The 25,818-nt window shown below is 36.2% G+C and carries 18 protein-coding genes and 1 other annotated feature (1 of these 19 running past the window's edge); of the genes, 10 read left to right on the forward strand and 8 right to left on the reverse strand.

Annotation, left to right across the window (positions count from 1 at the left end; all coding sequences use genetic code 11):
• Window positions 1–69 precede the first annotated feature (69 nt).
• The 3 genes from CAN42_RS02920 (at window position 70) to CAN42_RS02930 (ending at window position 13,102) form a co-directional block, all read left to right on the forward strand.
• Window positions 70–642: a helix-turn-helix domain-containing protein gene (locus CAN42_RS02920; RefSeq protein WP_167627543.1), complete on the forward strand. Its 573-nt coding sequence runs from the start codon at window positions 70–72 to the stop codon at window positions 640–642.
• A 260-nt stretch (window positions 643–902) separates the two neighbouring features.
• Window positions 903–2,225, forward strand: a complete 1,323-nt coding sequence (gene mgtE / locus CAN42_RS02925) for a magnesium transporter (protein WP_085875464.1) — start codon at window positions 903–905, stop codon at window positions 2,223–2,225.
• 206 nt (window positions 2,226–2,431) lie between these two features.
• Entirely contained in the window at window positions 2,432–13,102 is a 10,671-nt protein-coding gene (locus tag CAN42_RS02930; protein WP_245149832.1) for a Rib/alpha-like domain-containing protein, read from the forward strand.
• A 246-nt stretch (window positions 13,103–13,348) separates the two neighbouring features.
• Here CAN42_RS02930 and CAN42_RS02935 read toward each other — a convergent pair whose 3' ends face one another.
• The 8 genes from CAN42_RS02935 to CAN42_RS02970 form a co-directional block, all read right to left on the reverse strand.
• Complete coding sequence (locus CAN42_RS02935; protein WP_085875465.1) at window positions 13,349–13,828, reverse strand: DUF4825 domain-containing protein; 480 nt, start codon at window positions 13,826–13,828, stop codon at window positions 13,349–13,351.
• Between the two features lie 167 nt (window positions 13,829–13,995).
• Window positions 13,996–14,742, reverse strand: a complete 747-nt coding sequence (gene surE, locus CAN42_RS02940; protein ID WP_085875466.1) for a 5'/3'-nucleotidase SurE — start codon at window positions 14,740–14,742, stop codon at window positions 13,996–13,998.
• A gap of 19 nt (window positions 14,743–14,761) precedes the next feature.
• Window positions 14,762–15,547: an MBL fold metallo-hydrolase gene (locus tag CAN42_RS02945; RefSeq protein WP_085875467.1), complete on the reverse strand. Its 786-nt coding sequence runs from the start codon at window positions 15,545–15,547 to the stop codon at window positions 14,762–14,764.
• Between the two features lie 58 nt (window positions 15,548–15,605).
• Window positions 15,606–16,454: a two-component system regulatory protein YycI gene (locus CAN42_RS02950; protein ID WP_085875468.1), complete on the reverse strand. Its 849-nt coding sequence runs from the start codon at window positions 16,452–16,454 to the stop codon at window positions 15,606–15,608.
• A 2-nt stretch (window positions 16,455–16,456) separates the two neighbouring features.
• Window positions 16,457–17,797: a hypothetical protein gene (locus tag CAN42_RS02955; RefSeq protein WP_085875469.1), complete on the reverse strand. Its 1,341-nt coding sequence runs from the start codon at window positions 17,795–17,797 to the stop codon at window positions 16,457–16,459.
• Complete coding sequence (locus tag CAN42_RS02960) at window positions 17,778–19,586, reverse strand: HAMP domain-containing sensor histidine kinase (RefSeq protein WP_085875470.1); 1,809 nt, start codon at window positions 19,584–19,586, stop codon at window positions 17,778–17,780. Before CAN42_RS02960 ends, CAN42_RS02955 begins: the two co-directional genes overlap by 20 nt.
• Window positions 19,586–20,287, reverse strand: coding sequence for a response regulator transcription factor (locus tag CAN42_RS02965; protein ID WP_062571352.1), 702 nt, complete (start codon window positions 20,285–20,287; stop codon window positions 19,586–19,588). Before CAN42_RS02965 ends, CAN42_RS02960 begins: the two co-directional genes overlap by 1 nt.
• A gap of 18 nt (window positions 20,288–20,305) precedes the next feature.
• The gene (locus tag CAN42_RS02970) at window positions 20,306–20,791 is read right to left on the reverse strand and encodes an Lrp/AsnC family transcriptional regulator (RefSeq protein WP_085875471.1); all 486 of its coding nucleotides are present in this window, start codon (window positions 20,789–20,791) and stop codon (window positions 20,306–20,308) included.
• 214 nt (window positions 20,792–21,005) lie between these two features.
• Between CAN42_RS02970 and CAN42_RS02975 the strand changes: the two genes are divergently transcribed.
• The 7 genes from CAN42_RS02975 (at window position 21,006) to CAN42_RS03005 (ending at window position 25,711) form a co-directional block, all read left to right on the forward strand.
• On the forward strand, window positions 21,006–21,578 hold the full coding sequence (locus tag CAN42_RS02975; RefSeq protein WP_085875472.1) for a GNAT family N-acetyltransferase: 573 nt from the start codon (window positions 21,006–21,008) through the stop codon (window positions 21,576–21,578).
• 3 nt (window positions 21,579–21,581) lie between these two features.
• Window positions 21,582–22,595 carry a DnaD domain protein gene (locus tag CAN42_RS02980; protein ID WP_085875473.1) on the forward strand — a complete coding sequence of 338 codons (1,014 nt, stop codon included), beginning with the start codon at window positions 21,582–21,584 and terminating at the stop codon, window positions 22,593–22,595.
• Window positions 22,570–23,526, forward strand: coding sequence for an ATP-binding protein (locus CAN42_RS02985; protein ID WP_085875474.1), 957 nt, complete (start codon window positions 22,570–22,572; stop codon window positions 23,524–23,526). The genes CAN42_RS02980 and CAN42_RS02985 overlap by 26 nt, the downstream gene beginning before the upstream one ends.
• Before the next feature lie 25 nt (window positions 23,527–23,551).
• Window positions 23,552–24,748, forward strand: a complete 1,197-nt coding sequence (locus CAN42_RS02990) for a pyridoxal phosphate-dependent aminotransferase (protein WP_085875475.1) — start codon at window positions 23,552–23,554, stop codon at window positions 24,746–24,748.
• Window positions 24,741–25,022 carry a hypothetical protein gene (locus CAN42_RS02995; protein ID WP_085875476.1) on the forward strand — a complete coding sequence of 94 codons (282 nt, stop codon included), beginning with the start codon at window positions 24,741–24,743 and terminating at the stop codon, window positions 25,020–25,022. Before CAN42_RS02990 ends, CAN42_RS02995 begins: the two co-directional genes overlap by 8 nt.
• Before the next feature lie 95 nt (window positions 25,023–25,117).
• Entirely contained in the window at window positions 25,118–25,282 is a 165-nt protein-coding gene (locus tag CAN42_RS03000; protein ID WP_245149833.1) for a TrkA C-terminal domain-containing protein, read from the forward strand.
• A gap of 24 nt (window positions 25,283–25,306) precedes the next feature.
• Window positions 25,307–25,711, forward strand: coding sequence for a hypothetical protein (locus CAN42_RS03005; RefSeq protein ID WP_085875477.1), 405 nt, complete (start codon window positions 25,307–25,309; stop codon window positions 25,709–25,711).
• 47 nt (window positions 25,712–25,758) lie between these two features.
• Window positions 25,759–25,818 (forward strand) — a binding site (T-box leader); it runs 163 nt beyond the window's last position.

Below are 25,818 nucleotides of genomic sequence, written 5' to 3' on the forward strand. Positions count from 1 at the left end.
CCAGGATATTTTTGTTATCATTTCTTACATAAAATGAAATTATGAGATAATAAAAGGCGAGTGAAAATTATGTACGGAGAAAAAATAAAAGCAAAGAGAAGAGAACTAAATCTCTCCCAAGAAGACCTTGCCGACAAACTTTTTGTAACAAGGCAGGCAATTTCAAAATGGGAAAATGATAAGGCCACACCAACAATGACCAACTTGAGAGAACTCTCTGAAATATTTGGAGTTGATATGGCATACTTTATTGGTAAAGCTGAGGAAGAAAAGAAAGAAGTAACAAAAGAGGGCGTTGAAGAAAGAAGTGAAGATAAAAGAAGTAACAAAAAAATTCTTGGAGATGGACTCTGGGACATCTTCATCTACGCCTGCCTTTGTGGGCTAGGGATTTTCTTTTTCGCAGTTTACTACTTCTTCTTTGTGGAAAGTTATCTGGGCAAGGACCCGAAAGACATGCCCTACCTCATCCTTACAATCTATATGATTGTAGCCCTAATAGCCTTCCCTCAAGCCTACAAAGATATAGGTGACAAACTAGAGGACCTTGAATACAACTTGTTCTCCAAAGTAGTCCTACCCCTTGTCTACCTTCTCTCTCCCTTAATAGTCTTCTATCACATAATAAAAAATAAAAATTAAAAAACAAAAACTAAGCCCACCCTAGCCGGTGGCTTTTTCTTTGGGAAATAAAGATAGTCTAAAAAGTCAATATATGTTAAAATCATTTTATATGGAGGTGTTTACATGGATACCAGTGGACCCTGGAAAAAATGTATGTGCCTACGCGATAAAGGAAGTCTTGTGATTTATAAGTAGAGTCTTAAGTTCATGTATCTTTACCGCTAGGCAGCGAATTTTTATGCAAAAATTTATGATATTTGCAAAAATTAGGAGGTTACATGAACAAATTAGATAGAGGAAGATTAAAAGTCTTGCAAGATGAGATCAACAAGATGGACCCTGTTGATATAGCAGAAAGACTAGAAGACCTATCCAAAGAGGACACAGCGATTTGGATAAAACTTCTAAATAAAGACCTCTTGGCAGATGCCTTTTCACTTTTGCCAAGGGAGAAAAAAATAGAAATGATAGGCTCACTTTCTGAAGAAAGAATAATAAGCCTTATGAAAGAGCTTGAAGAAGACGAGGTAGTAGATACCTTGCAAGAACTTCCTGCCAATATGGTTAGGAAGTTTATGAACCAATACATTGAAGAGGATAGAAGACCAATTATTAATGAACTTCTAGGCTTCCCTAAGGACTCCGTTGGTTCCATTATGTCCGTTGGTTTCATCTTTGTTAAGTCAACAGCTACACCAACACAAGCCTTAGAAAAAATCATTCACTCAGACCTAGATGCAGATAGACTAGAACAAGTTTGGGTTACAAACCAGTCCCTAGTCCTAATAGGCTATGCAAACCTAGCCGACCTTCTTCGTAATAAGAACAAGGACATCGAAGAATTTATGCATCCAATTAACGCCAGCGTTTACGCAACAGATGACCAAGAAGTTGTTGCTAAGTTGGCGGTTAAGTACGACTTATCAGAAATCCCTGTAACAGATTCTGAAGGCAGACTTGTGGGTATTGTCCCAGCAGAATGGGCAATCGACGTTATGCACGAAGAGTACGAAGAAGACTTGGGTAACATCCACGGTATTAGTGAATCCTCACCAGAACACTACTGGGACAAGTCTGTAATTAAACTTGCCAAGGACAGGACAATGTGGCTCATCATTTGTCTTGTGACAGCAACCTTCACAAGCTTTATTATAAAGAGATACGAAACCCTCTTGGCATCATCAGTTGCTCTTGCAGCCTATATCCCTATGCTAATGGACTCAGGTGGAAACGCAGGTACACAGTCATCAACAACTGTTATTCGTGGAATTTACACAGGCGAAATTGAATTTAAAGAATTTGCCCAAGTAATGTTTAAGGAACTTCTCATAGGCATAATAGTAGGAGCCATCCTTGTAATTGTAAATATTATTAGGATGTCAATCCTTGATAGTGTGAGCATTGGTGTTACACTCACAGTATCAATTACACTTCTTACAACAATAGTCCTATCAAAAATTATTGGAGGGATTCTACCCCTAATTGCAGAAAAAACACACGTAGACCCAACAATAATGGCAGGCCCACTTATCACAACAATAGTAGACACCTTGGTACTATTCGTTTATTTCGAAGTAGCAACAATTTTATTAGGTGTTTAAGAAGTCCATAAAGTAAGAAAAAAATAGGGGGGATGGCAATTCTGCCCCTCTTTCAATTTGAGATAAAATATATTAACAAATCAATACGTAATCTATATAAAAAAGTTAACAAATGTAGTACAATAGAAATATAAAAACTTAAATAACCAAAGATAAAACATACAAAATTTTAAGCAAGTGAATTTATAAAGGAGATGGAAGAAGATATGAAAAATTATTTGAAGAGGATGACGACATTTTTCTTAGCATTACTAATGCTAGTGTCAATCCCCCTACAAGCCTTTGCGGAGGTAGGAGAAAAGAAGATTAATTATGACGAAAATCCTATAAGTGATAGTGGCTTTAAAGAAGGCTACATAAACAACAAGGATATAGATGTTAAAGTTGCAAAACCCAAAAATGGAAGTAAAACATTTATAGAAGGACCAGACATACCAGACATCTATACAATGAAGGTAGAATACAAGATTCAACGTGGTGATAGGCAGATAAACAATTATCAACCCTACGAAGTATCAGTTGGACAAAGTATTAAAGAAGAAGATAAGGAAAAAATAAAACAAACAATAAAGCTTCCTGACTTTGATGGTTATACTACACCAACACCAGAATTTGACGTAACACATGATAGCATTGTGAACAAATCAAAGGAAGGAAAAAAAATAGAAAAAATAGAAGGCACAAAAACTTGGACAGAACACAAGGGTTTCTTGCCATATATATATATAGGTAAGAAAAACACTTTAAAAGTTAAACATGTTTTCCAGATTTTAAAAGATAAAGATGAAGATAAAGATGAAGATAAAGATAAATATGAATATGGACCTATGGATGGCCAAACTAAAGAAATAGAAACTATTGAAACAGGACTAACAGGTTCAATAGTTACAATAAGCCCCCTTGAAAGAGATAAAATAAAAGGCTACGAACCAGAAACTAACGTTATAGAAACACAAATGCCAGAACATACTAAGAACTATGTTGTAGAATACAGATATAATAGAAAACACTTTGACGTTCATTATGACACACAAGGTGGCTCACCAATAGCAACTAGAACAATTTACTATGGTCAACGAATCCCTACAATACCTTTACTAGATAAAAAAGGAAAAATAACTACAGATACAAGCGCAGATCCGACATATAAAGTGGGGAGTATTTTCCAAGGATGGAAACCTTCTATTGAATTAAAAACAAAAGATGGAAAAAAATTTGAGAAAGATAAAATAATTAAAGACAAAAGCGGAAATCCAATAAAAACATTAGATGCAAACTTAATTATGCCAGCAGATAATGTGACTTTTACAGCCGTATGGAAGGACAAGGAAAAGGCTGACTACGCTGTACAATTCTGGGCAGAAAAGGCAGACCATGCTGATAATGCAGGACTAGAAAAATACGACTATATAGGCACTCGTGTCTATAAAGACCAAACCACAGGCTCTATACCGGACATAGATAACGTGTCTGTAAAAGACATAGTCTTCCCAGACCTAGACCAAGCTCGTCTAGACAAGATATGGGGTGGCGAAGTTCCTTATCTAAACAAGTTCTATGTCTACAACCAAGAATTAACTCATGACCAAAACAAGGACCCTAAAAATGTAAACCTAGTTAAGTCTGTTGATTCAACAGGTAAGACTGTCTACAACATCTACTACGATAGACAAGTCTACAACCTTTACTTTACAAAATCTAACGTGGCTGGATCCGCTTTTTACCCAGAAATAAGCAAAGACGGTAAAGAAGTAGGTAAAGAGGGTAATCCCTACCACTTTAAGGCACGCTTTAACCAAAGTATGGTTGGTTTGTGGCCAGACGATGTAAAGGAAGTAAGGGGATTTACTGAAGGTAATAATAGTTTAGGATGGTTACCAAATTTAAAAAAACCAAAACATTTTTATAGAGACACACCGCCTTATAGACTCTCCGCCAATCTCTTTATAGATTTTCCTGAATTAAAAGATCAAGATGGCTATGCTAGTGAAATAGACCTAGGCAATGGAGGAAAAAAGCCAGCTAGTATTACAGACCTTTCCTTTGGTATTGATCAAAATGAGAGAACAATGCCCCACCAGATAGACTTTTGGTTGGATGGTTTTGACGGCGAGCCAGTTATAGATTATGACCTCTACACCATAAAATCGGATACCGATAATAGTAATTATCATGATTTTCTTCCACCAGACCTCCAAGGTTTTACACCAAAGAATTCAGGAGGAAGAGGTTCAGAGTTTAAGGAGGATAGTGATTTAGATGACCTTAATGATGAACGTGAGGAAATAACACCTTTTCCTGAGGTATATTATAAAGAATTAGATGAAAATGGAGATCCTAAACAAAAGGGCAAGTTATACTTTATGAGGCATTTTCCTGGTGATGATAAAGAATTTGATCAAAATGGTTACTTGAAATACGAGTATTCTCGTAACAAGTATCCACTAAGATTTAACTACGACCCATCAATAATTAGAGATGACAGTTATTTTAATGATAAAAATCAATTAGACACCTTCTACGAATTTCCACTAAAGGCTCTAAGTCCTGAAGCGGATACGGAAAAAAGCTACAAAACAGGGAATCCGAAAAACATATTGGATAATCCGGAAAAGTTAAAAGAATTAGGCCTTACAGACCTTGTTTTCACAGATCCTAAAGATGGCAAGTTAAAAGTTAAGCGTCCAGAAGGCCTTTCAGAGGACATGGTATTTAAGGGTTGGGCACTAGACCCTGCTGGCACTAAGCTTGTCAGGGATAACGGAAGCGAGAAGATGCCTTCTCACCCAGTAAACTTATACGCTAAGTGGGGCGAACCAGACTCTAAATGGAAGGTAACTATAGACCCTAATGGAGGTTATCTATCTCCAATAAAAGCTGAAGACTTGATAAAGGAAATGAAGACAATTAAAGAGGGCGATATAGGTCAAGAAGAAGAAAAGACTTATCCTGTAGCAGGATATAAAAATCCATCATTATCAAAAGAAGAAAATGAAAAGAGAGAAAAGGCTGAAAAGGCAGCGGGTCACCAAGTCTTCACGTTTGTACAAAGGCAAAAATTAAATAAACTAGAGGAACCTCAACGTTTGGGATATGACTTCATAGGCTGGGAATGGGTTAAGTTCAATGAAGATGGAACAGAAAACAAAACATATTCTAAAGAATATAAGGTTCCAGAACTATACTCCTTTGGAAATGACATTGTATCAAATGTATATCTAAAAGCTATCTGGGTTAAAAATGACCTACAAACAGTAATGGCATACCACCATATACTTGATAAGGACTTAAAGGAAGTACCTGGATCACCTGAGTCCCAAGAATTACCTAAGAGAAGGAAAGGCTACTTTGCAGCTGCACTAGGTAGCAAGCAAGGGTCTGAACTTACCCTAGTTCCAAAGGCTCAATGGGAAGCTTTAAAACAAAGTAATGATACCTTTAAAAATTATTACAATGAAGAAACTGGTAGAACAAACAACTATTTCCAAGTTCACGAGATAAAAGGACCTATTGAAGAAAAACAACAAGATGGACCAGATATAGAGAAAAACAACTCGGAAAATGACTTCCATTTCTTCTATATGCCTTATAGAAAGAGAGAGTACAAGGTTAACTACCTTGATGAGAGATGTAAGGCAGATGTAGAAAAATTCATAGCAGAAGCTAAAGATAAATTTAAAAAGAATTACGAAGCTATAAAAAACGATAGTAATAAGACAGAAGATCAGAAAAAAGAAGCTTATAGAAATTTAATAAAAGTTAATGAAGAATATTTTGAAAGGATTGTTTCCAAATATTCAATTATTGCACCAGAAACAGTTATAAATGGAAAGAGACATTATGATGCTAGAAACTATAGGCACATACCAGGTTGGACTTTGGCAGATAACGAAAGCCCTCAACAACAACTTTTCTTCGATGTAGACGAAAGTACTAATGAATTCTTGGGAATCAACGGAACAGGACTTGGAGAAATTTTCTTCTTCTACCAAGACGCAAGAGTAATAGAAGTTAAAAACCCTGAGGATAAAGTGCCAGAAGGTTATGTAAGAGTAACCTTTAAGGCAGACAAGGGTGGATCTTTTGGAAAGGATGCTGAAGGCAAGGATATCAAAAATCTTTACTATGATGTAATAAAGGGACTTAAGTCAGATTCACTTCCAGTTCCACAAAAATGGGAAGGACTAGATAATCTAAAGGATAAGGATAAAAACTATATCACTCCTGATTATGGTAAAAATTTTGTAAAATGGGATAATAAGCCACTTTTAAACAAGGGAACAATCCTACAAACTGCTGATAATAATTTCTATGTATTCACAGCCTACTTTGATTGGTCAGGACTATCAACAAGTTCAACTGGTCTAGTAAGAACTGAAGCTTTTAAAGATGAAAAGGCAGACTCAACAAAAGATTGGTCAAATAAATTTGCACCTACTATTGATGACTTAAAGAAACAATTAGTATGGAAAGAAAAAGATAAAGTTAAACCTATTCCAGCTGGAACAAAAATTGAATTCGTCTACAAAGATGATGCTGGAAAAGAAACAAAAATAAATACAGATGAAGATGTATTTAATCTTGTAAAAGAAATGGGCAAGGAAGATAAGGACGAAGTAGTTCGTGTAGTTAATATTGTAGCTAAAGTTACTTTTGAAGAAGGAAAGAATGCTCAAGAATTGACTATCCCAATAACAGTTTACAAAAACCGTTACGAAGCCTTGAATAAAGAATGGCAAAAACCTAAATATCTATCCGATGCAGAAGGTAAAGATGCCAAAGATGGTGGATTAAAAGATGTAACCGGAAACTATGTAATGGTAACTGTAAGTCCTAGTGGAGAGATGAAGGCTAAGGACAATAAGGTTTACTATGTAAATCCAAAAGCTTGGGTTGAAATACCAGAAGTTAAAGCCGATGGTTCTTCAACATTTATCAATTGGACAGCAGACCAAGTTGGACAAAATGATGATGGTAAAGAAAAAGGAAAATTCGACTTTGAAAAACGTCACAAATTTACAAAAGACACAGTTATTACACCAGTAGGTGCTGGAGATGTAGTTGAACAAGAAAAAGGTAAAGATAAACCAGACGTACCAAAGTCTTATGTAAAAGTTATCGTAAAGACAACTGATAAGGCTACAGATGATACAGCATTTGAAAAAACATTCTGGGTTAACCCAACTAAGGAAGTAACAATACAAATTACAGAACCAACAGGTAAGGAAAATCAAAAAGTTACAATTGATGGCCTTGGAGAAAAAGATGTAAACTATATCTTTAAAGAATGGCAAAAAGTTAAGACTGGAGAAGCTGATGATAAGCTAACAGATGTAACACCTGCAGTAAAAGTAGACTTAGCTAAGAATAAATTTACTGATAAGGTAACAGTAATTGAAGCAGCTTATAAAAAATCAATTCAAGCAAAACCTATAGTTGAGCCATTAAAGACTAAAAAATTAGATACACCACAAGGCAAGGAAATTACTGATAAAGATTTAATCGACAAAATTACTCCACCAGAGAATAAAGAGATTGAATCAATAACAGTAGTTGAAAAACCAGACCTATCTAACCCAGGCAAAACTGAAGCGAAGGTTATCGTTAAGTACAAAGACGGTACTACACAAGGAACTAATGACAATCCTGTTGTAATTCCTGTAGAAGTTCACAAAAACATAATTCCAGAAGCACCTGGCGGACAAAAACCAAAGGACGCTTTGGATAATTATGTAAAAGTAATCTTCACAGCAGGCACAGGCGGAACAGTATCAGGTGACTTAGTTTACTATGTATCACCAGAAGTTGAAGTCGATATGACAGATACTGCTAAAGCTATTACAAAGACTGCAAATATTGGATACTTTGTAAATGGTGAAAAGTGGACGAACACAGATAATAAAACTTTAAAAGGAACATTCACTGATCCACAAACAGAATTCGTATTTAACTTTGATAAATCTGATGACATAGTAGAAAAAACAGATGACCCTAACCAAGTAATACCAAAGGATTATGTAAAAGTAACATTTAAGACAGAAGATGAAGCTAAGGGTAAACTTGCAGAAAATAAATTAGTAAAAATTTATTATGTAAATCCAAAAGCTGGCATTAAACTTGTTGAATTGGCAGAAGGAACACAAGCTGCAGAAAAACAACTTGCAGTACCAAAAACAGTTCCTGCAGCAAATTATGAATTTGATAAATGGTACGAATCTATTGACAAAGAAAATCCAATTACAAATAACCGAGAATATGTAGCAAGGTTTGTTAAGGGTGGAGTTAATTTAACCTACGATGCTAATGGTGCTACAGGAACAGTGCCATCAAAAGTTATAGTAGCTCAAGGTACTAGCGTAAGGCTAGCATCAGCTGCAGGATTAAGCAAGAAAGATTATACATTTGCTGGTTGGAAATTTGATGGAGATGACAAATTATATCAAGCTGGAGATGAAGTAACATTAGATGTTAGTAAAACAGCAGTTGCTCAATGGAAAAAGGATAAAGATATAATTTCTTATAATCCAGAAGAGCCAAAGGCTAGACCAGATAACACTTATGTAAGAGTAATTTTTAAGGCTGATAAGGGACTAAGCTTAACAGAATCTAAAGCATACTATGTAAAGAAAGGCAAGGGAATAACACTTGCTAATGCTTCTCTAGTAAAGCCAGTGTATAAGGAAGAAACTGGATATAAGTTTGATAAATGGGATAAAGAAGATAGTCTTGTAATTGCAGAAACTGATATTGTAGTAACAGCAAAGGCAACTAAGTTTGACAAGGTTATTCCAGAAAAGAAAGATGATGGAAACAAGAACGACAAGCCAGCAGGCTACAAGGAAGTTACTTTTGTTGTTAAAGCAGGTGATGAAGCTAAAGGCTCAATTACTGGCGTTGCAAAATTCTATGTAAACCCAACAGAATATGTAACAATTAACCCACCAACAACAAAAGCTAACACAGGTTTTAAATTTGGTACTTGGGATAAGGACGCTACTATTCCAACAGTTTACAAGGAAGATGCAACAATTACAGGTAGTTTTAATGGATTGAAAGACGTCATTCCAAAAACTAATCCAGATGGAAGTGAAAACAAACAACCTGCTGGATATAAGAAAGTTGAATTTGTAATTGAACCAGCAAAAGGCGGAAGCATTGTTAAAGACGAAGTTACAGTTTATTATGTAAATCCAGCTAAAGAAGTGACAGTTCCACAACCAAAGACAGCAGCTGAAACAGGCTATGAATTTGAAAAATGGGATCAAGATACAGCTACAGCTAAGAAGTACACTGATAACACAACAGTAAAAGGAAAATTTGCTAAGCTTCCAGATATAGTCCCAGGAACAAATGATAAGGGAGAAAATAATCCTAAACCAGAAGGCTATGTAACGGTAACTTTTGAAAAAGGTGATCATGGAACTATAACAGGACAAACAGTTTACTATGTAAATCCAAATGTTGGCAAAAAACTATCTGATATTAAAAAGCCAGAAGTTAAACCAGAAATTGGCTATAAATTTACTGGCTGGGATACTAAAGATGACTTTGAAATAAAAGACAACAAAACAGTTATTGCACAATATGAATCTATTGATGATGTTATTCCAAAGACAAAAGAGGACGGCTCACCAAATGAAGAACCTAAAAGATATATCACAGTAACATTTGTAAAGGGCGATCATGGAAAAGAATTAACAGGACAAGCAGTTTATTATGTAAATCCTAATAAAGCAGTAGTTCTTAAAGGTAAAGCTCCTACAGCAGTTCCAAACACAGGATATAAATTTGCAAGATGGGACGTATCTATTGACCAAGCAATACAATATAAAGATGGTGCAAAGATTACAGCTCTTTATAATGAACCAGGTAATATTTCTAAAACAGAAGTAGAAGGATATGTAAAGGTTGAATTTAAACCTGAAACTAATGGTGCTTTAGAGGGGACAACTAATTACTGGATTAAGCCAGGAGTTGAAGTTAATATCCCTGCACCAAGTGTTAAGCCAAATGTTGGATACAAATTTGATAAGTGGGACAAACCATTAACAGTAACAGCTAATGCAAATGATCCAACTTATGAAATAACAGCAGATTATACTACACTTGATAATATTATTCCTCAAAAGAATACTGATGGATCAGATAAGCCAGATGGCTATGTAACAGTTAAATTTGATAAAGGCGACCATGGAAAAGAAATAACAGGTGAAACTGTTTACTATGTAAATCCAAATGCGGGTAAAAAATTATCCGATATTACAAAGCCAACAATAAAATCGGAAATTGGTTGGAAGCAAAAATCTGGCGCAGAAGCGTGGGATAAAGCTGATACAACACCAATAACTGGACAAAATGATATTGTAGTAAAAGCAAAATACGAAGAAATACCGGATGTAGTTCCAGAAAAAGACAAAAACGGAACAAATGCTCAACCAGATGGCTATATAAAAGTAACTCTTATTCCAACAGATAAGGCTACAGACCAAACAAAGGCTAATAAAGTCTTCTTTGTAAATCCAAAGAAAGAGGTTACTATTCCAAGTAAGCCTACTGGTAAGACAGAAAAAATAGACAACTTTGATTATCTTTACACTTTTAAAGGTTGGAAAACAACAAAGGGGACTATCGCATCTTGGACTAATGAACAAATAAATGGCACATTTATCCAAGAGACAGAAATCACTGCACAATATTCTACTAGTCGAAAACAAGTAGATTTAATGCCAGCCCCAACTCCAAAGAAGGATGCTGTAACACCAAGTGGCGATACACCAGAAGCTAAAGATTTGATTAAGAACGTTCCAGGAAGTGAAAAAGATCCTCTTCCAAATGGAACGAAAATAACTTATGAAGAAGAACCAAAAGTAGATAAACCTGGCGACTCAAAAGCAAAAGTTAAGATAGAATATCCAAATGGTAAGACTGTTGTTGTTGAAGTTCCAGTAAAAGTTGTTGAAAATGTAGTTCCACAAACAGGAAATGACAAGCCGCTTGTACCAGATTCTTATGTTATGGTAACAGTTGACACTACTGATACTGCGACTGATAATACTAAATTTGAAAAAGTATTCTGGGTTAAACCAAATGCAGAGGTTACAATAGCAGGTTTTCATGATCCAACAGGAAAAGTTGTTAAAGATAACGGAGTTAAAAAGACTAATAAATTTGTTAAGTGGAAATTAGCAGGAAGCAATCCTGAAAAGTTCTATGAAAATGGAATTACAGACAGATTCACACGAGAATCTAAAATAATTGCAACTTATGAACAAGATAAGAATGTAGAACCACATGGAAATATGGATCAATGGATACCGCAAGGATCAAATCCATCAGCAAAAGATTTTATAAAAAATCCTTACAATGATAATGATCCTAATAATAAAGATAACTTGCCACCAGGAACACAGCTCAAATTTGTAGATGGATTTACACCTAATACAAGTGAACAAGCTAAGGATAAGATAACTAAAGTTGAAATAACTTATCCAAATGGTGAGAAAAAAATTGTTGAAGTTAAGTACAATGTAACTGGTGATGTAGTTGAGCAAACAGATCCAAATACAAAACCACAAGTACCAGATGATTTTGTAAAAGTTATAGTTGATAAGACAGATAAGGCACAACTTCTACAAGGAGAACAACAAACTCAAACATTTTGGGTAAATCCAAGAAAAGAAGTAACTATTCCTGCAAGAGATCCAAAAGTTAAAGATAAATTTAAAGAAGAAAATTGGAAATTCTCTAAATGGAATACATCATTGAAAGGAACATTTACAGAGGAAACTACAATAACAGCAATATATGGTAGAGAAGCTGCTCCAATTGTTCCACAACCAAATGTTAAATATGTAATTACAGATGTAGATGTACAACCTACTAAGGATAAGTACCTTAATAGAATTACACCACCTTTTGGAAAAGAAATTGTTGATATTCAAATTGTCAATAAGCCAGATGTTAGCAAAAGAGGAGAAAGTGTTGCGACAATAAAGGTAGATTATAAAGATGGAACAAGTGCAATTGTTAAAATTAATGTAATTGTTTTTGATAAGAATATGCCACCAGATCCAAACTATCCTGGCGGACCTATACCTATATATCCTGAAGTAAGGCGTGAAACTATTATCCAAGAAAAAGTTGTTAAGGTTCCTGTACCTGTTTCCGATAACTACTTCAAGGAAGTAAGATACATGCAAGGCTTTAATGGTTACTTCAGACCTAATGATGGACTTACTCGTGCTGAGGCTGCACAAATTCTTGCCAACGCATTAGTTGAGGACGGCTACAAGTACAATCCTAACTTCAAGATTTCTTACAAGGACGTTGGAGAGGCTTGGTACACTAGGGCTGTTAAGATTGTAACTGGAGCAAATGTATTTGCTGGTTATGATGATGGTAACTTCAAGCCACAAGCTAAGATCACAAGGAATGAATGGATTGCAACTCTAAAGAGGTTCCAAGAACTTGGTGATGCTAGTGGCAACAATATGAAGTTAAGAGATGGCCACTGGGCTAAGGGCGAAATCCAAGCTGCTTTCAATGAAGGCTGGCTAAAGATTTACACTGATGGGCTTGCAACTTACAAGGGGGATGAGTTTATCCCAAGACAAGAAGTTGCAGCTGTATCTAACAAGGCCTTTAAGAGAATGGTCGACAAGACTTACATTGGCAAGAACAACTTGAGTCTTGTGACTTACAAGGATGTTAATACATCTATGTGGGCATACGAAGATATCCTTTGTGCAAGTAACACTTTCTTAGATAGAAAAGATCGTTATATTGCTCACTGGGTTAAGGAAGACAAGAATCAATTTAATATTGACACTAGTGATTTGGTTGTAGTTCAAAAGAACTTCCAAAGAAATCCTAGATAAAGAAAGAGAGAAGGCCGGGTCCTTCTCTTTTTTGAATTTATTATGAAAAATTTTTAATTGCTATAGGTTTAAAAGTTTTGTTGAATAAGATTATTAAAAAAGTATTGATGACAAATAAAAAATTATTAGACATTGAATAGGTTTAGATGAAAAAAGATATACTTAATAAAAAATAAGTAAGTAGATCAAGGTAAAAGAAGCACTAAAAAGAGAAGGCTTTATGTGGTTAGCACAAAGTCTTCTCTTTTATTTATTCCAATTATTTACAAAGTCCTCAAAGCTTTCTCTGTCCTTTGATATTTCTTCTAGGCTTGTGTTTTTTTCTTTTAAGATTTCTTCTATCTCCTTCTTGTAGAAGATGAAGATCTTGTCCTTAGGGTCTTTATTTTTTTCTGCCTCTAAGTCCCTGCCACTTGCTAGATAATAGATCCTGTCGAGGTTACCTATTAGGGCAAAGCTCTCGATGGCATTGATAAAGAGGTCTTCTCGATTGATTTTGTTGGTGTCTTTCACGAAGACCTTAAGTCCATAGGGTGATTTACTTGAAAGTATTTCTATGGTGTCTACTTGGAAGTCCTTGGGGTAGTCTTGGTTTGTAACTATATGTGAAACCTTTGAGTTGTCGCCAACAAAATCTGTCTTGTACTCGTACAAGCTATCAACTTTTTTATTTTGACAGCCACAAAGGATTAGGACTAGGGTCAAAAAAATATATAATTTTTTCAAATTCATCACCTCTTTAGCGTATTATATCAAAAAAAATAAAAAGTCACGAGGACTTTTTAAATTCTTTATTTACAATTTACATGATTGTTCTAAAAAATATTCCAAAGATTAATAGGATTAAAAATAGTAGAGTAAATTTATAATTCACGTTTTTTCCTCTCAGATTCTTACTTTAACATTTGGCTTAACTCTTTTATTAGAGTTAGGTTAGTTACATCGTACAAGAGTGGACTCACTGTTGCGTAGCCTTGACCTAAGTAGTGGATGTCTGAATCTTTTTCGTTGTTGTCCTTTGGGAAGCCCCTTAGTCTCATATTGTAGCCTTCTCCCTCTTCGGAGATGTCATAGATAGACATTACGTCGGCTCCAACCTTGCAAACTTCTATGCCCTTTAAGTCTTCATAATCAAGGTAAGGGACATTTATATTTAGGACTTGGAGTCTTTTTAAGTCGTCTAGCTTGTTGAAGACTTCTACTGCAACTCTTGCTCCTGTGTCAAAATTTGAGTGACCCTTTACCCATTGAGATGATACTGCTATGGCAGGTATATTAAATAGGTTGGCTTCGATGGCTGCTGATACTGTGCCTGAGTAGAGGACATTTGTAGCTGCATTAAAGCCAGAGTTTATTCCTGAGAAGCAGAAGTCGAATTTTTCATCTAGTAGGTGGACTGCTGCCCTTACGCAGTCAGCAGGTGTTCCGTAGACGCAAAGACTTTTTACATCTTCTAGGCCTTCTAGTTTTGTTTCTTGGACCATAAGTGGACTTTTAAAAGTAATGGCGTGTGACTTGCCAGAGTTCTCTACATTTGGTGCTGCGATTGTCACCTTGTGGCCTTCCTTTAGGAGAGCCTTGGCAAGGACTTCTATGCCTTCGGCATTTATTCCGTCATCATTTGTTAGTAGTATGTTCAAAATTTTCCTCCCTTGATTATTAAAGTTCAAAGACTTTTGATGGTTCGTATCTTGGAGCAACATCTATGGTGTAGTCTGTGTTTTCTTTTTTATGTTCGGATTGAAGCAAGTCGTTTATTGTCTTTAGGGCAAGTTCTGGTGAGTTGTTGTCTGTAGACAAGTGGCCTAGGACTACTTGCTCTTGCTTCTTTTTTAAGATCATGGCAAGAACTTCGCCTGCATTTTCATTGGAGAGGTGACCCTTAGTAGAAAGGATCCTCTGTTTTGTAGGATAGGGGTAAGTTCCATTTATTAGCATATCAACATCGTGGTTGGACTCAAGATAAATTAAGCCTGACCCATCCATTTTTTCCATGGCTTCTTGGTTGACCCAGCCTGTATCTGTGAGAAGAGAAAGTTTTTTGTCCCCCTTAATCACAAAGCCGCAGCCACTTGCACAGTCGTGGAAGGTAGAGATGGGCAGGATGTCTAGGTCTTTAAAGGTGAAGCCCTTGCCATTCTCAAAGATAAAGGTATTCTTTGGGTCTAGCTTCTTCACAGTTGGGAGCATGGCATCTAGGGTCATCATATTGGAGAAGACCTTTAAGTTGTGTCTTCTTGATAGGACTCCAACTCCTTTGATGTGGTCTATGTGTTCATGAGTTACAAAGACTGCATCAATATCAGAGGGATTTACGCCTATCTTTTTTAAGTTCTCTTCGATTTTTTTGCCAGAAAGTCCGGCATCTATAATAATTTTTGTATTTTTATATTCAATGTATTGGCAGTTGCCACTGGAGCCACTTGCCAAAGAGCAAAATTTCATAAAAACCTCCAAACTTTATTGTAACACAGGGATGTGAAATTGTTAAGCTTAGAGGCCCTTAGTAGTTGGAGAGAACAGTGTATTCACCATCAGAGAACTTGACCTTCCAGCCTGGTATGGCACGGCCATTTACTGCACGGGTGATGTCTTCAATGTAGCCCTGGTCTTCTGGGTTAAAGTAGAAGCAAGGAGTAATTTTTTCTATGGTCTTGCCATAGTAGTCTGTCTTGTTTAACAAGGAGAGAAGGACCCTTGGGGCAGGTGACAAGTATATCTTTTGGTCGGATTTGTCTAAGACGTTGAGCCAAAGCCTATCCATAGACATAACTCCCCTCTTGTCGATGATAAAGTTGGTGTAAGAGGACTCTACAGGTATGTCTTCAAAGACCTTGGTGTAGTTTAAGATGTACTTGCCGCCATTTTCTTCGTAATAGCTTAGGTAGATGTCTCTTGTGTCGTACTTCTTATCCAACAAAAACTTTTTGGCAATTTTTTGGGCTTCATCTAGGCTCTTGACCTCGTATTTATCTTCCGCTTTCCTGTTTTCGTAGTAGACCCTGCGACCGTTAACGAGGTTTATATATTCATCGCCTAGAGAAATTTCTGCCAAGTCAGTGCTTGGTCTTACCACCCTTCCCTTGCCTCCAAAGTACCTTTCCTTTATGTCTTCTTCTGTCGAGGTTTCAAAGGCAACAAGGACTGAGGGAAGTTTTCTTCTCCTTCTTGGTATCTTTGTGTCAAGGCTAATATTTTTTTCTTTTAAGAGGGCAGTTACTTCTCTTACAAAGTCAGTTCTTGTGGACTCGTTTCTCATTTTAAACTTGTTGTAGTTGGTGTAGCAAAATAATACTACGTTGGCAATCACAAGGGCAATTATTAAAATTTTTTTAATTCTTTTCCAATCCATAATTACCTCACCATCATTAGACTTCCGTTTTCAACATTAAAGTAATAGAAGTTACCCATGTAGGTCATTTCATAGACTAGGGTAGGTTCTTCTGCTTCTTCGCTGCTGAAAATCAAATAAACAAGGTTTAAGTTGTCTATGGAAGATAGGATTTCCATGACTGACTTGTTGTTAAAGTGTCTCCTATTCTTCCTTAAGATCTTGTGGATGCCTTCAATAGAAATTTTGTCCTTTTTATAAATTGGGTCGTCGTCCTTACGGATGTAGAACTCCCTATAATTTTTTACATATTCAGAGTAGACGTCAATTTCAATAAAGCTGTGGTCCTTGGAAGGAAGGACTAGGGGAATCTGACCGTCCTTCAAGTTGAAGAAAAATCTGTAGCCACGACTTTCGTTGTAGTCGCAAGGCTCAATCTTTTCAAGATAGATTCCAGAGCTTATACCAGTCTTTTGGGCAATAAATTCCACTGCCCTATCAAGGGACTTGTTGAGGTCTCTTGACTTGACATCAAAGAGGGACTCAAGGGAGTACTCGATTATGCCGTTGTTGGAAAGGGATAGGTATTCATTTTCATAAACGTAGGTGTATTTTCCATCTACAGACATTTCCCTGATGTAGTCAATGGGGATGCCCAAAAACCTCTCAGCCAAGTTGGCCTTCATACCTTCTTCAAGCTTACCCAAGCCAGAGACATAGGCAACTTTTTGGAGAGACAGATAGTCCTCATCAGGGATGTAGATGTCCTTCTTTATCCCGTAGGCCTCGTAGAAGTTAACTGCACGTATCCCCTTGGTTTTTACTTCTTTTAAAATCTCATCTATATCAAAGTCAACTTTGATGTCGGCAAGCTTGTAAAAACTCTTGCTACCAGAAATATAAATATCGCCAAGTTCTGAGATGTAAATGGAGTCCACGCTTAGGTTGATGTCGTTGGAGTTTCTCTTGTCACCAATTAGGTTCACAAAAACTGAACCTGATAGGGGGGAGTTAAATTTAAAAACTAAGGACTTTTGCTTTTGAAGTTTTAAGTATTCTTCTATGTCAATTAGCTGTAGGTTTTCTGAAGTTGCCTTTTGAAGTTTTTCAGAAATATTTTCTCCAGTCATCTTCCAGTAGGAACTCAAGTCTGTAGTCATATAGTGTTCTCTCTCTCCAAAGTTGGCAATAAGTCTTTGGGGAGTCAAAATCTCTTGCAAGAACTCATCTACCTCGCCAATCTTAACCTTGTCCTCAGGCTTTGTGTCAAAAGATAGCCAGAGGTTCTTTGATTGAAAGACCAAGAGGAGGATTAGACCTATGAGGATATAGGTTGACGTTGCTTTAGGCAATTTCTGTGTCATTGTCATCACCTTCACTTGCCTTAAAGAGGAGGGTAATAGTAGTTCCCTCTCCAAATACAGAATCTACCTTTAGGCTGCCACCAAAAGACTGGATCATTTCATTGGCAATGGAAAGGCCAAGACCTGTTCCACCCATTTGCCTGCTCCTGCCCTTTTCAACCCTGTAAAATCTTTCGGTTATCCTTGGCAGGTCTTCCTTAGGTATTCCAATACCATTGTCAGTAACCTTAATCTCTACAAAGTCACCAACATTTGAGGCATCAATAATGATCTTTCCATTTTCAGGAGTGTACTTGCAGGCATTGGAAATAATATTTGTAAGGATTTGGTCTGCCCCACTTCTCTCGGCGTAAATATCTCTAATATCCATATCAATATTTAATTCGATCTTGTGATTTTTTTGAACAATTAGGATTGATTGAGACTCTATTGCCTCAGCAATAAACTCATAGGTGTCAATATCTGACAAGCTTATGTTGTCCCTGTTGTAGTCAATGTTAGAAAGGCACAAGAGGTCTGTAACAATCCTAGACATCCTAGAGTTTTCCCTATCAATAATCTTTAAGAAGTTTCTTTGTGATTTCTTATCAAGGTCGCTATCAAGTAGGGTTTCTGTGTAGGACTTTATAGTTGTGATAGGAGTCTTTAACTCGTGAGAAACATTAGCAACAAATTCTTTACGCATACTGTCGAGGGTGTGTTCCTTGTCCACGTCTTGCAAAACTATAATTAGACCTGAGTTTATCAAGGCATCGGACTTGTAGGGTGCATACTTAATCTTGTAGAAGGAGTTGGCAATTTTTGTCAGCTCTTCCCCTCTGAGGCTCTCTTCATTTTTGTAGTCAATATTGTTGAGGTTAATAGACTTTAAGTTGATAACCCTCTTAAAGTCTTTTTCTGAAATATTTAAAATCTTCTTGGCGATTGAGTTGGCATGGATAAGCCTGTTGCTCCTGTCAATGGCAATAACCCCTTCTGCCATATAGTTAAAGATGGTGTCGAGTTTTGACCTTTCAAGGTCCATCTTCTCTATGGACTCACGGAGCTCCTTGGTCAAGAAGTTAAACATCATTCCAAGTTCACCAATTTCATCGTTGCTCTTGACCTCAATGCTTTGGTTAAAGTTACCCTTTGCGAGGGCCTTTGCCTTCTTAGTAAGGGTACGGATGGGACCAGTGATGGAGTTGGCAATAAAGTATCCAAGTATAGAAGTTGTCAAAAGGGAAATCAAGGTTGCGTAAGTAATAATTACCTTGGAGTCATCTATTACAGAGTAAATAGAATTTAGGTTTCTCGTCATATAAATAATGGCAAGTATGTCCCCATCGCCAGATAGGATTGGCCTTGCAATATGTTTTTCCACATCGCCTAGGTTTTTGTACTCAACAATTTTCTCACGAGTCTTGCCTGTTGCTGCATCCATAACAAGCTTTGGCTCAATAAATTTTACTGAGTAGGCATCCTCAGCCTCCTTGGGAGAAATATTTTGCGTACTTGCAAGAATCTTTGGAGCCTTATCTGGTGAAATTACATAGGCAGTTTCTTCACTGGAAATACCCCAGTCTTTTAGCGTTGCGTCAAGCTGGGGTAGAGTCTTATAATTATTATCTTTAAAAAATGCCGATGTTGTTGTGGCAAGTGTGTCCATGGTCTTAACCATAGAGGAAGTTGCCGTTTCTATTTGCACGCTTTCCAGCCTATCAATAATAAAAGTAGATGCGATAAACATGGAAATGAGAACTAGGACCACATAAATTAAAATAAATCTAGACTTAATGGAGTGGTTCATTAGGCTTCACCATTTTCTGATGCAAAGAAATAGCCAACTCCTCTTTTAGTCTTGATGTATTTAAAGCCCTTTTTCTCGTCTTCAATTTTTTCACGGAGTCTTCTAACAGTAACATCAACTGTTCTTATGTCGCCATAATATTCATACTCCCATACTTCTTCAAGGAGCTCTTCCCTAGAGAAGACCCTTCCTGGGTAGGAAGCCAAGAACTTTAAGAGTTCAAACTCACGTAGGGTAAGTTCAATTACCTCGTTGCCTCTTAGGACTTGGTACTTCTTTAAATCAATTTCAAGATCCATGACCTTTAGGATAGATGAATCATCCTTCTTGTCAGGGCTATCAAACCTTCTAAGGACAGCCTTAACTCTTGCAAGGAGCTCCCTCATGGAGAAGGGTTTTACAACGTAATCGTCTGCCCCAAGCTCAAGACCCAAGACCTTATCAACTTCTTCTTCTCTTGCTGTTAACATGATGACAGGCACATCAGAAGTTTTTCTTATTTCCCTTAGAGCTTCAAAGCCATTTAGCTTTGGCATCATTATGTCGAGAAGGATTAGGTCATAATTATTTTCTTTTGCAAGGGCAATAGCTTCTTTTCCATTGCAACCCGTCTCAACAAGGTAGCCTTCCTTCTCAAAATTAAACTTTATAATATCAGAAATTGCAGACTCGTCATCTACAACTAGTATTTTTTCTTCCATAAAATCATCCTTTGTTAACTATTCAGTATCAACCCTTGTAAAAATTTCGTCACTTATCTTTTCTGAGTAAAGAATAAGAAGGGTTTTAGTATCAAGTATTCCATCGATTTTTAATATCATATCATAAAACCTTGTTAGGTCTGAAGTATTTATAGTTTTAATCCTAAGCATTATACAGTGTTCACCTGTAACCCTATAACATTCAAATATTTTAAACTTCTCGTCTTGTATCTCCATTATCTTGGCGATAAGATTCTTGAAGTCATTTGTATTGACCTTGCAAAGGACATAGGTATCTACGTTATAACCAATTTTTTGCCAATCAACTAGGACCTTGTAGCCCTTAATGTAACCAGCGTCTTCCATCTTATATATTCTTCTATGGATAGCAGGCCTTGTTAGATTCAATTTTTTTGAAATGTCTTCGTGACTCATACGTCCGTTTTTTCTCAAGAGTTCAAGAATCTCAACATCAATTTCATCTAAATTGTCATTTTTTCTCATAAAAAATCTCTCCTGTTACGAATTGTATAAATTTAATTATTAACCTTACTTTATTTTATCATAAAACATCAAAAATTAAAGAAAATTAAACAATGTAAAAGTAAAAGTTTATCTTTTTGCACAACGAGAACCAATATTATTCATAAATCTGAAAAAGCTTATACTCCTTTATAGACTTGTTAAAATAGTATATAATAATCAAAGGAGGCTCTTTATGGAAAATTATCCAGACCTTAGTTTTAGAAAGATGAATTTAAGAGATGTCTTTACTTTTAGAAATTGGGGACGTCATAAATCACCACTTTTTTTGGAATATAATTTTATTGAAGAGTCTGAAGAAGATATAATAGAGTGGTTTAAGTGGAAGACGAGAAGGCCCCTATCAGAATACTTTGTAATCGAAAGTGATGGAAAGATTATTGGCTACTTGTCTCTTAAAAATATAAATAAAATTTTTAAGAGGGCAGAGCTTGGTATTGTATTAGATCCCAACTACATAGACAGGGGGATTGGCAAAAGAACACTTGGACTTTTTCTCACTTACTTAAAGGAAAGAGGCTTCAAAAAAATAGTTTTATTTGCAGCCCACTACAACAAGAGGGCACAAAGATGTTATGAAGAGCTTGGCTTTAAAAAAAGATACAGCTTTCTCATGAAGTTTCCCAATGGAAGCTATGACGAAAGCCTTCCTGACTTTTATGAAAACAAGTCTTCCTTTAAGATTATTTTAAACAAGACTTTTAATTACGCTATAAAGATGGACTTAGATTTGGAAAGAGATTGGTGAAATATGTTTTTACTTGAAAATAATAAATATGACCTTGGAGAAACTTCCATTGAGAATATTTTTATAAATGATTTTATGCCAGGAGCCAATGGCGAGTTTGTAAAAGTTTATCTCTTGGCTTATAAGTTTGCCAAGGAAAACAGGACTGATATTACTAACGAAAAGCTCGCCGACTATCTTGGGATTCTTGAGTCCGATGTCAATAGGGCCTGGGCATATTGGGAGAAGATGGGCATAGTTGAAATAGAAGAGGACAAGTTTAAGTTTGTAAACCTAAAGGAACTCTACATCAAAAATGTTTACAACTTAAGGGCAGAGGAAAAGAAAAAAGACAAGGGTTATTCAGAAGTTGTGGCAAACCCAACCTATGCCAACCTACTTACTAGGGCAGAATTTCTCATGAGAGAACCTATTGCCCCAATGAAGAAACTGGACATAATAAATTGGATTACAGCCTATAATATGCCTGCTGATTTAATTGAAGAGGCCTTTTTCTACACAACAGAGATCAAGGGAATTTACAATATTTCTTACGTAGAGAAAGTTGTGAGAAATTGGTCAAGAGATAACATTAGGACTATGGAAGATGTTGAGCAGTCCTACATTGAGCATGACGTAAAATATTACAGGTACAAGAAAATTATGAGATACATTGGTGTGGACAAGCAGTTTAGTCAAGTTGACTTTAACATTATCAACTCTTGGTTTGATGAGTTTAACTTTTCTAATGATTTAATCTTGGAGGCCTGCAAGAGGACTTCAAAGATTTCTAAGCCAAATGTAAATTATGTGGATGCCATCCTAATGAAGTGGAAGGACTTGGACATTAAGTCCCCAGAAGATGTTGAGGAGAAGGATCAAAAGAAAAAGAAGAGAAAGCCCACAGCCTTTCACAACTTTAAGCAAATAACAGATAATTATTCAGAAGATGACCTCTTTGATATTGCCATGAGAAAACAAAAAGAGGGTTTTAAAAAGCTAGGTGTTGATTATGGAACTGACAACCAAGATAAGTAATTATTATGAAAATTTGAGGAGAAAAAATTCTGAAATTCATGAGAAGAGGCTAGAGGAAATTTACAAAAAAATTCCTGAAGTTATGCAAATTGATGGACTAATAAGGGATCTTGCCTTTAGGACATCTATGGAGCAGATAAAGAATCCAGATGCTGACAAGTCTCTTGAGGCATCAGAAAAAATTTACAATTTAAAACTGCAGAAGATGGACTATCTTGAAAAAAATGGCTACCCAAGAGACTATCTTGAAGAAATTTATACTTGTAAGGACTGCCACGACACAGGAATAAATGAAGACGATGAGAAGTGCCACTGCCTAAAGAAATTAATTGTATCAGAATTATACGATATGTCCTCAATTTCTTATATGTTGGACAAGGAGAACTTTGACAAGTTTGACTTAAATATCTTTTCTGAAAAAGTTTATGAAAAGTATGAAATGTCGCCAAGAGAAAATATGAAAAATATTTTGGCGATTTCCAAAAGTTACATCAGGGACTTCAAGGAAGAAAATGATTTGAACCTACTTCTTTGGGGACCAACAGGTCAAGGCAAGACTTTTTTGTTAAACTGCATTGCGGCAGAGCTTATAAAGAGCGACGTAATAGTGATTTATCAAACAGCCTATGAAATTTTAAAGACTATAGAAGATAGGAAGTTTAAAAATATAGAAGATGACAAGTACAATCTCTATTTTGAGGCAGACCTCTTAATAGTTGATGACTTAGGGATTGAGTTTGTAAATTCCTTTACAACTTCAGAGATTTTTAACATTATAAACACGAGACTTTTGCGTGGCAAGAAGACGCTAATTTCTACAAACTTATCGCCAAAGGAATTGTCTGAGACCTACACAGACAGGGTCTTTTCAAGAGTTTTCCAAAAATTTGTCCCAATTAAATTTTTTGGGCCAGACCTAAGATGGCAATGAGTTAAAGGGATTTTGGGGAGGAAATATGAAATTATCAAAGAGAATACAAAAAGTAGAATATTCAGCAGTTAGGAAGTTGACACCTTATGCAGATGCAGCAAAGGCAAAGGGGATAAAGATTTACGAATTAAACATTGGGGCACCAGACATTGATGTGCCAGATGTTTATTTTGACACCTTTAAGAATTTAAAAAAGGGACCCCTTCCTTATGCTCATGCCCAAGGACTTTTAGAACTTAGGGAGGCAACTGCCAAGTACTATAAAAAGAGGGGAATAAATTTTGATGCCAAGGACATCTACATCACTAATGGTGCCAGCGAGGGTCTTCTATTTACCTTCCAAATAATTTGCGATGAAGGCGATCAAGTCCTCACAACTGACCCCTTCTACACAAACTATATGACAGTTTTTGAGCAACTTGGGATTGAAGTTGAGGCCTTTAAGACTGATCCAAAGGAAGGTTTTGCCCTTCCAGAAATTGGAGAAATTGAAAGACATATAAATGACAAGACTGTAGCAATCCTACTTTCAAACCCAACTAATCCAACGGGAGCCCTTTATTCAGAAGAAGAAGTTATGAGAATAGTTGAGCTTGCAAAAAAATACGATTTATATATTGTTGCAGACGAAGTTTATAGGGAATTTGTCTACGATGGCAATTCCTACAAGTCCTTTGGAGAAGTGGAAGGAATTGAAGATAACTTAATTTTACTTGACTCTATCTCCAAGAGGTTTGGAGCTTGTGGGGCAAGGATTGGTTCTATTGCAACAAAAAATCCACAAATCAAGGATGCCATAAGTAGACTTTGCAATTGCAGACTTGCTGCACCAAGTCTTGAACAAAGGGCAGCAGCAAAATTATATGGGATAGACAAGTCTTACCTTGAAGAAGTGAACAAGGAATACCAAAAGAGACGTGACGTAATTTACGAAGAACTTATTAAAATTCCTGGAGTTACAGTAGAAAAACCAAAGGGAGCCTTTTATGTTATGCCAAAGCTTCCCGTTGACGATACAGAAAAATTTGCAATTTGGTTAATCGAAAACTTTCAAATTGATGGAGAAACTTTGATGTTTGCACCTGCTGCAGGTTTCTTTAAGAACAAGGAAGAAGGAAGGCAAATGGTAAGACTTGCCTTTGTACTAAATGTCACTGATATAAGAAAGAGTATGAGGATTTTAAGAGAAGGCATGGAAGCCTATGCGAGGGAAAATGAATAAGGACAAAATTTTAAAAATTTTAGAAAAAATAATAATCTTTTTAGTCACCCTAATAATGATTTCTGTCCTTGCCAACAACTATATAAGGGTAAGCGAGGGGGCAATAAATGACGGCCTTAGGATGGCACAAATCGTCCTATCAATAGCTATAGTTGTCCTAACTCTTATTATGGCAGGCCTAAATAAGAACAAGAGTCTTTTCTTTGTATTAATTGGCTTTTATATTTTAACTGGCTTGCTCTTTTATGTTTTTAAATCAGCAAACAGAATTTGAAGAAGGTTGAGATTATTTGACGCTTTAACTAGATAAAAATGTTATAATCACTTTAAATGGGGACAGCCCTTCCTTTTGCAACGAAAGAAGTTGATATGTACGACCCTGATGACACAGTCCTAAGGACCTTTAACGTAATAATCGCCAAGATAGAGAGAGACAAGAAGGGCATAGTCCCAAGGGGCAACACACTTTTAAAGTCTGGGGACAGGGCAATAATCTCTAGGGAGACAAAGGAAATAGAAGACCCAGCCAAGTAAAGATTAAATAAAAAGGAGAATTTTATGTCACAAGAAAAAGAATTAAAAGAAGCGCGTCAAGCATTGGTTGACCTTAAAAATGAAATTGACAAGACCATAAAGATGACAGAGAGTGCATCAAGATGGGGACTTTTTGATCTCTTCGCAGACTCCAGCCTAGTTGGATTTATAAAGAGAGGAAAGATAAAGGACATCAATAGTAACTTAGAGATAGTTAGGGATAAATTAGAACTTGCAAAAAGAGAACTAAATGATATTAGGATTGACCTTGATGTAGAGATCCCAGACTCAACTTACGATTTTTTTGTTGATGTAATCTTTGACAACATCTTTACAGACCTTCGTGTAAACAGGGAAATAAAAGAAATCAGAGAAAAATTAGAAGACCTTGGAGACAGGGTTGATGAACTTTTGAGAAAAATAAATTAAAAATTTTCTTGACAGATAAAATTAATGATGCTAACATAAAATAAAATTTAAACCATTTGAAGAGAAGAGTAATCCATTTTGGAATTTTACAGAGAAGCCCGTTTAGC

The sequence above is a fragment of the Peptoniphilus vaginalis genome, from assembly GCF_900176605.1.
Classification (GTDB): Bacteria; Bacillota; Clostridia; order Tissierellales; family Peptoniphilaceae; genus Peptoniphilus_A; species Peptoniphilus_A vaginalis.

What these genes read in the sequence shown, in the direction of transcription:
- CAN42_RS02965 (WP_062571352.1), bottom strand. Translation starts at nt 20,287, where the DNA reads ATGGAAGAAAAAATACTAGTTGTAGATGACGAGTCTGCAATTTCTGAT.
- CAN42_RS02950 (WP_085875468.1), bottom strand. Translation starts at nt 16,454, where the DNA reads ATGGATTGGAAAAGAATTAAAAAAATTTTAATAATTGCCCTTGTGATT.
- CAN42_RS02920 (WP_167627543.1), top strand. Translation starts at nt 70, where the DNA reads ATGTACGGAGAAAAAATAAAAGCAAAGAGAAGAGAACTAAATCTCTCC.
- CAN42_RS02995 (WP_085875476.1), top strand. Translation starts at nt 24,741, where the DNA reads ATGAATAAGGACAAAATTTTAAAAATTTTAGAAAAAATAATAATCTTT.
- CAN42_RS03000 (WP_245149833.1), top strand. Translation starts at nt 25,118, where the DNA reads ATGTACGACCCTGATGACACAGTCCTAAGGACCTTTAACGTAATAATC.
- mgtE (WP_085875464.1), top strand. Translation starts at nt 903, where the DNA reads ATGAACAAATTAGATAGAGGAAGATTAAAAGTCTTGCAAGATGAGATC.
- CAN42_RS02980 (WP_085875473.1), top strand. Translation starts at nt 21,582, where the DNA reads ATGTTTTTACTTGAAAATAATAAATATGACCTTGGAGAAACTTCCATT.
- CAN42_RS03005 (WP_085875477.1), top strand. Translation starts at nt 25,307, where the DNA reads ATGTCACAAGAAAAAGAATTAAAAGAAGCGCGTCAAGCATTGGTTGAC.
- CAN42_RS02985 (WP_085875474.1), top strand. Translation starts at nt 22,570, where the DNA reads ATGGAACTGACAACCAAGATAAGTAATTATTATGAAAATTTGAGGAGA.
- CAN42_RS02955 (WP_085875469.1), bottom strand. Translation starts at nt 17,797, where the DNA reads ATGACACAGAAATTGCCTAAAGCAACGTCAACCTATATCCTCATAGGT.
- CAN42_RS02975 (WP_085875472.1), top strand. Translation starts at nt 21,006, where the DNA reads ATGGAAAATTATCCAGACCTTAGTTTTAGAAAGATGAATTTAAGAGAT.
- CAN42_RS02990 (WP_085875475.1), top strand. Translation starts at nt 23,552, where the DNA reads ATGAAATTATCAAAGAGAATACAAAAAGTAGAATATTCAGCAGTTAGG.
- CAN42_RS02930 (WP_245149832.1), top strand. Translation starts at nt 2,432, where the DNA reads ATGAAAAATTATTTGAAGAGGATGACGACATTTTTCTTAGCATTACTA.
- CAN42_RS02945 (WP_085875467.1), bottom strand. Translation starts at nt 15,547, where the DNA reads ATGAAATTTTGCTCTTTGGCAAGTGGCTCCAGTGGCAACTGCCAATAC.
- CAN42_RS02960 (WP_085875470.1), bottom strand. Translation starts at nt 19,586, where the DNA reads ATGAACCACTCCATTAAGTCTAGATTTATTTTAATTTATGTGGTCCTA.
- CAN42_RS02970 (WP_085875471.1), bottom strand. Translation starts at nt 20,791, where the DNA reads ATGAGAAAAAATGACAATTTAGATGAAATTGATGTTGAGATTCTTGAA.